The organism is Paenibacillus sp. 4624 (assembly GCF_050435065.1).
Taxonomy (GTDB): domain Bacteria; phylum Bacillota; class Bacilli; order Paenibacillales; family Paenibacillaceae; genus Paenibacillus; species Paenibacillus amylolyticus_D.
This window is the reverse complement of sequence record NZ_JBNDJR010000029.1, coordinates 1-12,864: the sequence shown is the minus strand read 5'-3', so window position 1 is coordinate 12,864 and position 12,864 is coordinate 1. Positions and strand designations below refer to the sequence as shown.

General features: G+C 47.9%; 12 protein-coding genes. 10 read left to right on the top strand and 2 right to left on the bottom strand.

The features are described from left to right. Positions 1-14: 14 nt before the first annotated feature. The 3 genes from ABIE27_RS30865 to ABIE27_RS30855 all read left to right on the top strand — a co-directional run bounded on the left by ABIE27_RS30865 (position 15) and on the right by ABIE27_RS30855 (position 3,837). Positions 15-473, top strand: coding sequence for a universal stress protein (locus tag ABIE27_RS30865; protein ID WP_429352215.1), 459 nt, complete (start codon positions 15-17; stop codon positions 471-473). 728 nt (positions 474-1,201) lie between these two features. Continuing rightward, the gene (locus ABIE27_RS30860) at positions 1,202-2,626 is read left to right on the top strand and encodes an aldehyde dehydrogenase family protein (protein ID WP_429352214.1); all 1,425 of its coding nucleotides are present in this window, start codon (positions 1,202-1,204) and stop codon (positions 2,624-2,626) included. A 443-nt stretch (positions 2,627-3,069) separates the two neighbouring features. Further along, on the top strand, positions 3,070-3,837 hold the full coding sequence (locus ABIE27_RS30855; RefSeq protein ID WP_123066825.1) for a MerR family transcriptional regulator: 768 nt from the start codon (positions 3,070-3,072) through the stop codon (positions 3,835-3,837). Positions 3,838-4,009: 172 nt separating this feature from the next. On the opposite strand, the gene ABIE27_RS30850 is transcribed toward ABIE27_RS30855, so the two are convergent. Beyond that, complete coding sequence (locus tag ABIE27_RS30850; protein WP_123066826.1) at positions 4,010-4,489, bottom strand: GAF domain-containing protein; 480 nt, start codon at positions 4,487-4,489, stop codon at positions 4,010-4,012. A gap of 187 nt (positions 4,490-4,676) precedes the next feature. On the opposite strand from ABIE27_RS30850, the gene ABIE27_RS30845 reads away from it, so the two are divergent. The 4 genes from ABIE27_RS30845 to ABIE27_RS30830 all read left to right on the top strand — a co-directional run bounded on the left by ABIE27_RS30845 (position 4,677) and on the right by ABIE27_RS30830 (position 8,227). Beyond that, positions 4,677-4,973, top strand: a complete 297-nt coding sequence (locus ABIE27_RS30845) for a hypothetical protein (protein WP_123066827.1) — start codon at positions 4,677-4,679, stop codon at positions 4,971-4,973. A gap of 233 nt (positions 4,974-5,206) precedes the next feature. Then, positions 5,207-5,779 (top strand): GNAT family N-acetyltransferase, encoded by a 573-nt coding sequence (locus ABIE27_RS30840; RefSeq protein ID WP_123066828.1) that lies wholly within the window; start codon positions 5,207-5,209, stop codon positions 5,777-5,779. Positions 5,780-6,066: 287 nt separating this feature from the next. Then, positions 6,067-7,575 carry an MDR family MFS transporter gene (locus ABIE27_RS30835; RefSeq protein WP_240037222.1) on the top strand — a complete coding sequence of 503 codons (1,509 nt, stop codon included), beginning with the start codon at positions 6,067-6,069 and terminating at the stop codon, positions 7,573-7,575. Between the two features lie 160 nt (positions 7,576-7,735). Next, on the top strand, positions 7,736-8,227 hold the full coding sequence (locus ABIE27_RS30830; protein ID WP_429352213.1) for a hypothetical protein: 492 nt from the start codon (positions 7,736-7,738) through the stop codon (positions 8,225-8,227). 99 nt (positions 8,228-8,326) lie between these two features. Here ABIE27_RS30830 and ABIE27_RS30825 read toward each other — a convergent pair whose 3' ends face one another. Beyond that, complete coding sequence (locus ABIE27_RS30825; RefSeq protein ID WP_123066831.1) at positions 8,327-8,788, bottom strand: MarR family winged helix-turn-helix transcriptional regulator; 462 nt, start codon at positions 8,786-8,788, stop codon at positions 8,327-8,329. A gap of 461 nt (positions 8,789-9,249) precedes the next feature. Between ABIE27_RS30825 and ABIE27_RS30820 the strand changes: the two genes are divergently transcribed. From ABIE27_RS30820 to ABIE27_RS30810, 3 genes are all read left to right on the top strand, one after another. Next, positions 9,250-10,581, top strand: a complete 1,332-nt coding sequence (locus tag ABIE27_RS30820) for an MFS transporter (RefSeq protein WP_429352212.1) — start codon at positions 9,250-9,252, stop codon at positions 10,579-10,581. Between the two features lie 213 nt (positions 10,582-10,794). Beyond that, positions 10,795-12,129: a hypothetical protein gene (locus ABIE27_RS30815; protein ID WP_429352211.1), complete on the top strand. Its 1,335-nt coding sequence runs from the start codon at positions 10,795-10,797 to the stop codon at positions 12,127-12,129. A gap of 48 nt (positions 12,130-12,177) precedes the next feature. Then, positions 12,178-12,864, top strand: a 687-nt coding sequence (locus tag ABIE27_RS30810; RefSeq protein ID WP_429352210.1) for a hypothetical protein, incomplete at its 3' end; no start/stop codon positions are given.

Genomic DNA, 12,864 nt, shown 5'->3' with positions numbered 1-12,864 from the left:
CAACGCGTGGATAGATGTTGAGAACCGATGAAGAGACTGGAGGAACGGGTATGCTAAAACGAATATTGGTCGCTGTAGATGAATCGGATCATGCGAAAAAGGCGCTGGAACAGGCTCTGATGCTGGCTGAACAGATGAAACATCCTGTCAGTCTGACCATCTTGCACGTGAATCCTTCCATTTCAATTAACGAGCCGGCGCTTGGCGTTGATTTGGAGGAGCGAATCGCCGAAGAAGGAAAGCACATTATGGAGCCAGTGATTGAACAAATGGTTGGTCGTGAGGTATCTTATGAGACGATGCTGGTTGCGGGTGATCCTGTAACGGAAATCTGTCGCATGGCGAGTGAGCAAAAATGTGACCTGATTGTAATAGGCACCGGGGGTAAAAGCGTGCTGGCAGAGATTGTAGTTGGCAGTGTCAGTCATGGTGTGCTGAAGCATGCCGAATGCCCGGTACTGACGGTGAAATAATCTGCAAACCTTGTAACGATCTCAGGAGAGCTTATTTTGCGGAAATACAACCTTTTGAAATTCTAACGATCCGTAGGAACGTTATTTTGACTTCTTGGTATGAAAAACGGGCATTTATCGTGCTTTTGAGTGAAATAAGGCTTGTGGTGATCGTTAGAAATTTATTCGCCTCAAATCTAGCTAAATAACGTTCCTGGTGATCGTTAGAGCGGAGGAGTATCAATCTATGCCAGCTCTGTGGGATCAATTGACCGCCTTCATACAGTGAAATATTGCTCATGGATGAAGAAACATGCGTGTGCGTGATGGGTAAAAGGTTTATTAGTGGTCATAGTGTTATTGAAACAAACTGGTTGCAGTGTGGATTGCTCAGAATCGATGCGCATTAAAGGTATCTAGTGACAGTACTCAGTAGCAGCGAGGTAAGGTAGTAACGGTAAACAGTAACAGTACACAGTAACGATGAGCCAAAGTAACAGTAGCTAGTCGCAGTGCTCAGTAACGATAATCCAGCACCTTGTAGCGATGTTCACTCACAGCTCAATCCGTTCCAAGTAACTTTTATCGTTTCGTCAACTGGGTGGAAGAGAGCGAAATGGTGTATAACTAGAGTAGAGTTATGTAAGGTAAGTAGTTGCTACTCGCGAGTAATGAGTACTCATATATGCTTATGATGAGGAATTGTGAGAATGTGAGGAAGCGAATGAACGGGAACGGAGGATGCGTTTATGAAAAAACAACATCTGTTTATCGACGGTAAGCTTACCGAAGCGGTACACTATACAACACTTCAGGCGCCGTATTCCGGGGAAACGCTGGCAGAAGTGGCTTCGGCCTCGGCAGAAGAGACCGAAGCCGCCATTGCGGCGGCTGTGAAGGCACGTTATGCAATGCGCCAGATGCCTGCACATCAGCGTGCAGACTTGCTGTACAAGTTGTCTGCCATGCTGCAGGAACGGAAAGAAGAGGCAGCCCGCATCGTTGCATTGGAGGCGGCAAAGCCGATCACTGCGGCAAGAGCCGAGATTGATCGTACGATCGAGACCTATCGGTTTGCTGCCGAAGAGGCAAAACGGTTGACCGGAGAGACCGTTCCAATGGATGCCGCAAAAGGCGGCGAAGGTCGCATTGGTTATACGATGCGGCAGCCGCTCGGGGTGATTGGGGCCATTACACCGTTTAATTTTCCGATGAATCTGGTTGCGCACAAGGTTGGACCTGCGCTTGCTGCCGGGAATACGATCGTGCTTAAACCTGCCGAGCAGACTCCGCTGTCTGCCTATTACATCGCAAACCTGCTCCAAGAGGCGGGGTTGCCAAACGGAGCGCTGAATGTGGTGAGCGGTGATGGTAAAACGATTGGGGATGTACTTGTGAGCCATCCTGATGTAGCTTATCTTACTTTTACAGGCAGCCCAGCCGTAGGAACGAACATTCGCAGCAACGCTGGACTAAAACGTGTTACGCTGGAGCTGGGTTCCAATGCGGCTGTCATTGTAGACAAAGATGCTGATCTGGACAAGGTGATACCACGAAGCGTTACAGGAGCTTTCACTTATCAGGGGCAGGTATGCATTTCATTACAGCGCATCTATGTGCATCAGGCAATTTCCGAGGAGTTCATTGAACGTTTCGCCGAAGCAGCCAATCAGGTTGTGATGGGTGATCCGTTGAATGAGGATACGGTTGTGTCGGCACTCATTACGTCTAAGGATGTACAGCGTACTCTGGACTGGATTGAAGAAGCCAAACAGGCAGGAGCAACAGTAGTTGCAGGTGGTGAGGCTGAAGGAGGCATACTGCGTCCAACCGTGCTTGTGAATGTACCGCGTGACGCGAAGGTTTCTTGTCAGGAAGTGTTTGCGCCGATTGTTGTGATTAACACAGTAAATTCGGTAGAAGAAGGTACTCAGCTTGTGAATGACTCCATGTACGGACTTCAAGCAGGAGTATTCACCAATGACATTCAAACGGCACTTCGAGCTGTGGATGACATTGAAGCGGGCGGGGTCATGATTAATGATATCCCGACCTTCCGGGTAGATCATATGCCTTATGGCGGTGTGAAGCAAAGTGGCATCGGCCGTGAGGGTGTGAAGTATGCAACGGAAGAAATGACGGAATTGAAGTTTGTTATGTTTAACAAAAATTAAGTAAGTTCATCGCTTGTAATAAAGCGATAATATGATATTTTTGAAGAGCCTGTATCCATCTCATGGATGCAGGATTTTTGCTTACAATGGTATACCACAAACGATCGACAACACCTTAAAGCTGTCTCAAAAAAACCATCGTTTTTCTTCACTGACTATAGGTTCACATTGGGTGAGAAGGGTATTAATTAGGTAACATCCTGCATGCGTCTGTCTGAACCCGTTGAATTTCATAGGACATCGACGCATGCATGTTCAACTGCGGATTCCATTCTTTCGTGAGGACAATAACGTTCACTGCGTACGATTAGAAGATTCTTGGAGATCCAGTACTGAGCGGGGTGAGGTTTACCATTTCAATTTTTTTGTATCTTTTAAATATAACGTAACAAAGCGGCGGGTGAACACACAGAGCACGCAGAACAGGTAGGAGGTGAACTCATATGGCGTATTCTATGACGGATGTATCGGGTATGTCAGGTGTGAGCCTGAGTGAGTTAAGCCATTATGCGGAGCTGGGGCTGCTGTCCCCTGCTTTTCGTGGACTGGATGAGGATATTTATTATGAAAAAAAAGAATTGCTGACGCTGCAGCAGATTCTGTTCTGCAAGGAAGCAGGAGTAGCAGAAGAAGAAATTGGCTCTATGCTTAAAGAAGAGCCCGTGGAAATCATCCGTGTCATGCGGCAACATCGTATCCGAATTTTGGAGGAAGCACTTCGCTTGCACGGTTTGATCCAAACGCTGGATCGGACGGTTTCTTATCTGCAAGGGGAAGAGACGATGGAGGAGCACGAACTGTACCATGGCTTCGCACATAATACGCGTCATGCCAGATTGCCAGAAGCAGGTCAAACACAGCACTTGCCTGAGACCCTCCCGTCACGTGACTCGAAAGCTGAGAAGATCGAGTTGAAATCCAAAGAGGATTTTTTGGACTCACAGACCAAAATCGATCAGATTCATCTGGATTTGAAACAGGCGCTGGAGCTTGGCCTTGAGCCGGGCAGTCCGGCTGTGCAGCAGATTATTGGAAGACACCTTGAATGGATCAAAGGATATTACACACCTACGGCTGAGATTTATCGGGATTTGGCTAATCTGTACGTGGAGCACCGCGATTTTCGGAACATGTATGATGGTTATCATCCGAGACTGGCAGAGTTTCTGCGAGAGGGAATGATCATCAAAGCGGCACAGGAACTATCCTGAATGCATAAAGTAACATGGGCTGGCAAGATGATTGGTAAGAACATTGGTAAGAGCATAGCAACAAAAAGCGCAGACCTCTGGGAGGGCTGCGCTTTTTGTTGCTACATATGGATATGACCGAGTGAGGACGTCGTCCTCTTGTTCAAATGAATTGGAAATGAATCAGACAGCTTTACAATTGTTCTACGAGCAAGCTGACCGCTTTTTCCAGGAAGACACGATCTTCATCGTCAAAACGGTTTTTGATTGGGCTGTCGATATCCAGTACGCCATATAATTGTCCGTCTTTGACGATCGGTACAACGATCTCACTATTGGATGCAGCATCACAGGCGATATGGCCCGGGAAAGCATGCACATCATCAACAACGAGTGTGCGTCTCTCCGCAGCAGAAGTACCGCATACTCCGCGTCCAAGAGGGATGCGGATGCAGGCAGGCAGTCCCTGGAATGGTCCGAGGACCAGTTCTTTTCCATCATACAGATAGAATCCGACCCAGTTGGTGTCGGTTAAAAATACATTGAGCAGCGCAGCAGCGTTAGCCAGATTGGCAATCGCACTAGGTTCATCGCGGATCAGAGCACTTAACTGTCCCAGGACGGCGGTGTGCTGCTCGCTTCGTGTTCCTTCATAGGAAACAGCTTGAAACATGGTGAATCACCCTCCCGAGCAAAAATGGTACTTATTTTCAAGATAGTGCAGTAGATGCGGTTAGTCAAGCGGAATGATTTTGGAAAGAGATGACAGTGCCTGGATTGTGCGCCTGTTTCTCCTCTTCTTTCGCGGGGTAATTACTTAGCAACCAAGAAGGGCTACAACCCGGGAAGGAGCTTAGCTTATGCATGCAGAAGTACAGAATCTATTTGTACGAATTCATCTTCTATATTTTGCCCAAAATCAAGATTTAAACGTAAGCGACGCGTTGCCTTTGTTAGAAGAGCGAGGATATCGCGTGGGTGAACGTGAGATTAAGCAGGAGCTTGAACACCTAACGCAGGAGAATTTCCTGACTGCCCACGGAGACCAGTGGAGCCTGACCGGGACAGGCATTGAGGAGTATAAGGAGATTGTTGCTGTGCTTGGACGGGTGAGCGAAGAATTGTTGTCTGACAGCAAGAAGGCCTCTCCGGCGTAAGACTGTTGCAGATTAGGCTTTGCGAGTAACTGAGCAAATAAAGATTGATTCTCGGCATAGAACAGGACAACCTGTGCTGGTGGATTCATAGGTACATCAAGACCGGGAGCGGATGCGCCCGGTTTTTTGATATGATCACAGGAGTGAACAGTTGCCAATTGGTGTAGGTTATGGTTAGATGGCTAATGAATCTTATGGTCTGCAAGAGAAGGATCGGATCGGAGTGTCAAGTGATGTATAAATGTAAAGGAAGAATCCCGGAAATGGAGACACCGCGGCTACGTTTACGCAAAATGCGCCGCAAGGATGCTGCCCAGATGTTCGTACACTGGTCCGACCGGGAGGTTACACGGTATATGAATCTCGCGCCGATGATCGGGACAAGCGAGGCGGCCGATATGATCGGGCTGCTGAATCATATGGCAGGGGAAGAAGACGCCATTCGGTGGGGCATTGAACTGAAAGCTACGGGTAAACTTATCGGTAGTTGCGGATTCAACACCTGGCAGCTGGAAGGGGCCTTTCGTGGTGAGATCGGATATGAGCTGGGCCGTGAGTATTGGCGCTACGGGTATATGTCTGAGGCATTCACGGCGCTCTTGCCCTTTGGTTATGAGACCATGGGATTGAACCGGATTGAAGCACTTGTGGACCCGCGTAACGCAGCCTCAGGAACTTTCCTGACAAGCCAGGGATTTACACGCGAGGGCCTGCTTCGCCAAGTACAGCATACGTCTACGGGATATAAGGATATGGTGATGTACTCGCTATTATATGATGAGTTCCTTCGCAATAAGAGAAAGTAGTGGAAAGGAAGGTAGGAAAAAGATACTTAATTTATTTTGAGATTACACATTAACGAAGAAACAGAACAAAGCTGGAGAAGTGGAACGTTCGTCTGAAAGCTTTCGGCACGAAAGCTACAACGGAAGCATAGGCTTACCACCGGATTTCTCTTTATAGAAAAGGGATGAAAAAATCTGGGGATAACTGTGATCGAAAGCTTGTTCTGTTTTGGAGTAGAAAGTAAAATCAACTGTTAATTGTGTATAAGATAAAAGAGAGAAGGGTTTGTGTGAATACAACAGGAGCTTTGAAGCGCAGTTTCATTCTTGCGGGTTTGCTGCTGGCAACGTTTCTGTCGGCGATTGAAGGTACGGTAATCGGTCCGGCGGGTCCAACGATTGTCAGCGAATTGGGGAGCGTGCAGCTTCTCAGTTGGATTTTTACGGCATACCTGCTCACGATGGCAGTCAGTACCCCGATTTTTGGCAAAATCAGTGACATATACGGACGTAAACCGGTTTTTCTCATTGGCTGTGCCTTGTTTTTGCTCGGATCACTCTTATGCTGTCTTTCGCAGAATATGGAGCAGCTGATCATCTACCGTGCTATTCAGGGGATTGGTGCAGGCGCTGTAGTACCGGTTACCTTTACGATTATCGGGGATATTTACCGCATTGAGGAACGGGGCAAAATCCAGGGCTGGATCAGCTCGGTATGGGGCATTTCGTCTCTCGTTGGCCCGCTGCTCGGGGGTTATTTTGTGGACAACCTCGGCTGGCAATGGATTTTCGGATTCAATGTGCCATTTGGCTTGCTCGCCATGTGGTTTGTATTCCGTTATCTCAAAGAGGATATTTCACCACGTACCGCTAAAATTGATTATGTTGGCGCGCTCACCTTCACCGTTGGTATTACCGCTATGCTCTTTGTATTGTCGGCAGGCGGGCAGTATTACGCGTGGAGTTCTCCATTGATTGTGGGACTAAGCGTGGTTGCCGTATTGTTTATCATTTTGTTTTTTGTGGTGGAAAAAAGAGCCCAGGCTCCGATGGTGCCACTCCATCTGTTCCGTATCCGGGATATCCGGGTGGCGAATATCGCCGGCCTGCTGACCAGCACATTGATGATCGGCTTAACCAGCTATCTGCCGCTGTGGGTGCAGGGAGTACGTGGGGGTAATGCAACCGAGTCCGGGTTGCTGCTCGCGCCCATGTCCGTTGGCTGGCTGATCGGCAGCGTGCTGGCAGGAAGGCTGCTGCTTAAGATTGGATCAAGGCTGACCAGCTTAATCGGACTTACTGGGATCGCTATTGGTTCGGGTGGGCTGTTCTTAGTTGGCGGGACTTCTCCGCAAGTCGTATTGTTTATTCTGACCTTTATTTATGGTCTAGGGTTCGGTTTTGCTTTTACAATCTTCACGATTATCGCGCAGTCGTCTGTAGGGTACAAAGAGCGTGGTTCTTCAACGGCACTGCATACGTTCATGCGTACACTCGGCCAGACGATTGGTGCGGCGGCATTTGGAACGTGGCTGAATTTCCGTATCTCGAAACTGTCGAGTGAGCAAAATTTAGCGGCCTCAGGTATATCGGAGAAGGATCTGAATGAGCTGCTTGCACCGCATACGGATGTTGCGTTATCAGACGAGAAGTGGGCGCTGTTGCGTAGTGTGCTGGAAGGCAGCTTGCACTCCTTGTTTGTCATCATGTTTGTTATTGCGATCGTTTCATGGGTCACTACGCTGGCCTTGCGCAAAAGGCTGATTGTTCCTGAGGATGCAGATGCCCCGCCGCAAGTGGAAGCCATGCAGAAGTAACTGACATGCCCGGGAGAAGCAATGGAATGCACGGCAAAGCAATGAAATTCATGGATTGATGCATATTGTCGCTATGTACTAAAAAGCAGCTGAACATCAGCTGCTTTTTATATTTCCATGGGTTTGGTATGATGAATTGGAAAAAGGAGGATGATGTGACTTGAGTAACCCGAAGGGGCTAGCCCTGCATTCCGTTTCCTTTCCTGTCCGTATCTTCTCAGCATTGCTGACCTGTATTTCAATCTCTGTCATTATGGTTTTTATTAATTATGTACCGATTGCCGAGCGAATGGAGAATACGTACTATTATCCGCTATGGTATTCATTAGTTATAGCTGTACTGATTACTCTAGCAATCGCCATTTTTCTTATTCTTCCGCTGTCACTTTTAACGGATGCGGTAACTATGTCCTTGACGCGACGATTCAAGGGAGTTGCGATGCAGGTTGTTTCCATAATGATTGGTTATGTTCTATTAGCAGGATTAAGCGGTGTTCTGTTCTCTGTTTTTGTGTTTCGGGGGAATACGTTTCTTTACATGGACGCCATTCGCCAGATTTGTATCATGACCCTGATCTTTCTGGGCTGGCAATATATTTTGAGGGCAGGGTCCTATTGGCTAAAAAATAATACACAAGCAAAAACCGGATGAGCCTTGGTCAGGCCCATCCGGTTTTTTCATCTCTACCACTCTTTTAAGTTATCCAACGTAAACCTGGTAACCTAGCTCGGATGTGGTGCACATACGGTTTTAGCTGCTTGCAGACAGACTTTCTGCACCATGCGCCAGTCTTCCTAGAAGCTCGGACAGCAGTTCTTTGTCCTCTTCGCTTAGACCGCTGACTGCACGATCAATCTTGAGCGCATATCCTGGATAGATGTCATCCATCGTGCGCTGGCCTTCTTCTGTCAGTTCGACAAAAATGATTCGTCTGTCTTGCGGACAATGTTTGCGGCGTAGAAGCCCTTTTTGCTCCAGCTTGTCAATGACATAGGTAACGTTCCCACTCTGCAACAGCAGTTGAGCTCCTACCTGCTGGATCGGTTGTGCTCCTTTCATATATAACACTTCGAGCACTCCGTAGGCAGTTGGATTAAAACCATGTACTTTGCTTCCAGATACAGCGTGTTCATTCACACTTTTGAACGTATGGGCCAAGGTGCGGTACAGATGAAGTGAACGTTCGGTTCCGATCTCTTGTAATTCCAGCATGCTGATCCCGCCTTTCATTGTATTTATATAAGTTGACGTGATATGAAGGTTCTCGTTGCTGTATAAGTTTGAACTAAGGGTGATTTACCCGTGCATAAAGTTAAACTTATATAAAGCGTTTTGTAAAAGATCAGATCAACTTATATGAGTTGGATCATTATATCGATTGACGAATCGAAGGATCGTCATATGTTCATTGTAGACCTCAATTTGCCTGAAAAACATGCGATATGTCACAAGATTTGCATTTTTAGCATTTAAAATTTGATCATTTGTCACGATTTATAATACATATTTTCGATTGGAGCAATGAAATGGGTTAGAGTGCAACATACCAGAAAATGAAAAATCATCCTGTGGATGTTCCTTCATCTCCGACTTGGGCAGGAGGTTCTGCCTGAGCATCTTTTATATAATCATTTTCATATTAGACATTCGGAAAATGATGGAGGAGAAGTGAGATGGCAACAAACTACATTGCAGCGGGGCAAGGGGCACTAAAACAGAATCGTGCATTCGTAACATTGATGGTATCTCAGGCGATATCCAACTTGGGGGACTGGCTGCATCTGTTGGCTATCTTCACTCTGGTTGGGCTTCGCTGGAACGCAACGCCGTGGGAGATCACGTTTGTGATGTTGTCTGCGGCATTGCCGATGCTGCTCACAGGGCCGTTTGCCGGTGCTCTGGCAGATCGCCTGAACCGAAAGTGGATGATGATTACAGCGGATGCTGCCCGGATTATCATCGTGGGTGCATTTATTTTTGCGGATCAGATTTGGCATGTTTATGTATTGCTTATTCTTAAATCTCTGTTTGATGTCATGTTCTCACCCGCCAAGAACGGCAAATTGAAAGAAATTGTGCCACACCACCAGCTTGCTCAAGCAGTGTCCATTAGCTCGGTGATTGAACAGATGTCCAAAATTATCGGTCCGGCGCTGGGCGGGTTACTTGTAGCCGGGTTTGGGATCACGTGGTGTTTTGTGCTGGATGCATCGTCATTTCTGATCTCTGGCCTCATTTTATTGTGGATTCCCGGACATCGGGTGATCCAACGGGCGAATTCTAACGTAACAGGAGTAGAGGAAAAGACAGCAGGATCGACTCAAGTCAAACAATCCTTTTGGAAAGAAACACTTGAAGGCATCCGTATGCTAGCTTCTCTGCCTCATGTCGGAACGTCACTTTTTTTACTAGCATCCGCGATTTTGTTTCTGCAGTTTGCCGATTCACAAACGGTTGTTTTGTTCAGGCAGCTTCCCGGCATTTCGGGTGATCTGCTTGGGTGGTGTGTTGCGGCAAGTGGTGTCGGAACGTTAATTGCGGCGATGAGTGTCCGAAAATGGAAAACAGCGAGTCACGGGTTAAAAATGGGTCTGGGAACCGCTGTAACAGGCCTTGTCATCGGGACGGCAGGAATAGTCGTTGTCGTATGGCCTTCAGCAGGAATAGGCGCACAGTTGCTTCTGATTTCACTGTTTGCCTTGGCAGGTGTCGGCATCGGGTTTGCAGTCGTGCCTTTTCAGATTCTGCTACAAGAACAGACCCCTGAGCCGATGACAGGCAGGGTGTTTGGTACTGTGGGCAGTGTGATGACAACAAGCAACATATTCGGCCCTGTGGTAGGCGGACTACTAGTGACATCATTTGGTGTTGTGCCTGCGTTTGTAAGTTCAGGTATGCTGCTGACACTGCTCGGTCTACTGTACTTGTTGAAGCCAAGAGCCAAGAATAGAGATGTGGAAGTAGTTCTGCCGGCACAGTCTGTGGCAACCGGTGAAGGGTCGTAAGGTGGTTTTTGGAGAGGTAATCGCCCAGCATGAAGGCAGAAATTAATTTAAATTTAAAATGTTTTCACTGAAAAATCGTTTGAGGAAATGCCTTCACGTTTAATGAGGAACAGGCAGAAATCCCTGTATTCTAATTAATCCTAGGGGAAAACTCATATGCCTTGTCCCATCAACGCTAGCGCGGAAAGGGGGTGAAGCAACTTGAACTTAAAGGTGAAATTACCCAGATCGATCACTCGTCTGGCAAGCATTCCGTTAGCCATTTTGGCCGGAACGTTGGTTATGGGCTTCGGTTCATCGCATGTCTATGCAGATGATGTTTCAAATGAGGCCGGTTCAAGCAAGCCGTCCAGCGGATTGTCACTGAACCTGTTTTCACGCGATGCTGATGGCGGATTTGATCTGACTCCATCAATATCGGTGTCCACAACACTGCTGGGTGTAGAAGTTCCTTCGATCCAAACGAATGCATCTACCGGCAAACTAAGTGTATCTGAGCTGAAAGTGGATACACCGCTTGGATCGGCAGGGACATCGAAGATTGGCATCGATGCAAAGCAAGGGACGGTGGATCTTCCTTCTGTGCAAGCAGACACGCCTGTCATTCAAGCAGATGTGTCCAGCAGTCAGGTGAATCTACAGGAGGGTACAGCCTCCTTGCCGGGTATAAAAGCCGAGGTTCCCGAGGTCATCAAAGCAGAGACGTCTGCTGTACACACAGACCTGCGGCAAGGCAAGGTTGAACTTCCTTCCGTGAAAGTTGATGTTCCTGAAGTTACATCGGTGGATGTCAGGGCATCAGGTGTGAATCTGAGCGAAGGCGAGGTACAGCTTCCAAAGGTGAAAGCAAACGTACCTGCTACTGGTGTAGCAACAGAAATTGATTCTGGTAGAGGGAAGATTGAACTTCCGGTTGCGAAACCGGAGCAACCTGCGGATACTTCAGATCAGCCTAGTAAGGCAGTCGATTCACCTTCGTCTCAGGGCAAGATGATTGGACAGAACACGGCAAGGGATGAAGTACAGGTTACAGGTCAGGTGATGGATCGTGAGATCACTCCAGGCTCGGTAACAGAGCCTGCTGTTTCTCGGGCTGTGCCTGTGAAGCAGGATGGTCTGAACCAACGTGCTGAGGAGACAAGTTCAAACGTATCTTTACTGGATAATGAATGGTTGCAAAAGGCCACTTCTTTTGGAAAATCAACAGCGAAGAACCAAGGTCAAGGTAATCTGAATGCGGATCAAGCATTACCTAAAAAGCAGGATGAAGCCTCTGCACCATGGCAACCACGGGTAGAACGACCGGCCAACTGGTCTGTTATGGGAATAGCTCCCTCTGCAACGAGTACCTCTACAGGTACAAGCTCCGGTTCGTCTGGTGTGACGGGGGGCGGAGCATCCGTTCCGGCTGTAGCACTGCCTTTGACCATAACAAGTCTGATGATGCCGGGTTACGACTTTGCTTTTGACATGGAACGTTTGGATGGTTTCAGCCAGTGGTCACAAGCACCACCAGGTCAGCCGCCGAAATATACCTCTTTCTCATAAACAACAATGGCGTTAATTCAACCAAAATGAGAAGGAGTGTATATTATCATGAAAAAAGTGAATCGTTGGGTAAAATTGTCGGTATTGTCGGGTACGCTTGTAGCTGGATTGCTAGGGGCTTCGCAGTTAACATATGCAGATAGCTATAACAGCAACAGCAACGGCAACGGTAATTTGGATTTAAATGCAGGTTTGCGTCTGGAACTGGGATCATTGCTATCAGGACAACGTGACGCTGGTCACGGGAATACGAGTAGCTACGGAGGTTCTTCCAGTGCAAGCGGTGCATTGAATCTGGATCTAGGGCTAAACGCTGATGTATCCGCCGAGAACATGAACCGTTACAATAACCAATCTTCGGACGTTACGAGCGAGTCAAGCAGCTCTGGCAAACTGGGCCTCGGCCTCAATGCCAATGTGTCAGGAGAAGCAGCAACGATGAACGAGTATTCACGAGACGGTCAGGCACGCAATGCAAGCAGCAGCTATGCCAGCGAAAGCCGCGGTAAGCTGGATTTGGGTCTGAACGCGAAAGCGGAAGGGGAGAGTGCAACCATGGCTCAATCCGAACGCAACAGTAACGGGAATGACCGTGAGCGTACCGCAAGCAGCAGCTATGCCAGCGAAAGCCGCGGCATGTTCGATCTGGGTCTGAACGCGAAAGCGGAAGGAGAGAGTGCAACGATGGCTCAATCCGAGCGCAGCAGTAACGGGAATGACCGTGAGCGTACCGCA

What these genes read in the sequence shown, in the direction of transcription:
- ABIE27_RS30845 (WP_123066827.1), top strand. Translation starts at nt 4,677, where the DNA reads ATGCATGCAGAAGTACAGAATCTATTTGTACGAATTCATCTTCTATAT.
- ABIE27_RS30860 (WP_429352214.1), top strand. Translation starts at nt 1,202, where the DNA reads ATGAAAAAACAACATCTGTTTATCGACGGTAAGCTTACCGAAGCGGTA.
- ABIE27_RS30855 (WP_123066825.1), top strand. Translation starts at nt 3,070, where the DNA reads ATGGCGTATTCTATGACGGATGTATCGGGTATGTCAGGTGTGAGCCTG.
- ABIE27_RS30865 (WP_429352215.1), top strand. Translation starts at nt 15, where the DNA reads ATGTTGAGAACCGATGAAGAGACTGGAGGAACGGGTATGCTAAAACGA.
- ABIE27_RS30825 (WP_123066831.1), bottom strand. Translation starts at nt 8,788, where the DNA reads ATGCTGGAATTACAAGAGATCGGAACCGAACGTTCACTTCATCTGTAC.
- ABIE27_RS30840 (WP_123066828.1), top strand. Translation starts at nt 5,207, where the DNA reads ATGTATAAATGTAAAGGAAGAATCCCGGAAATGGAGACACCGCGGCTA.
- ABIE27_RS30820 (WP_429352212.1), top strand. Translation starts at nt 9,250, where the DNA reads ATGGCAACAAACTACATTGCAGCGGGGCAAGGGGCACTAAAACAGAAT.
- ABIE27_RS30850 (WP_123066826.1), bottom strand. Translation starts at nt 4,489, where the DNA reads ATGTTTCAAGCTGTTTCCTATGAAGGAACACGAAGCGAGCAGCACACC.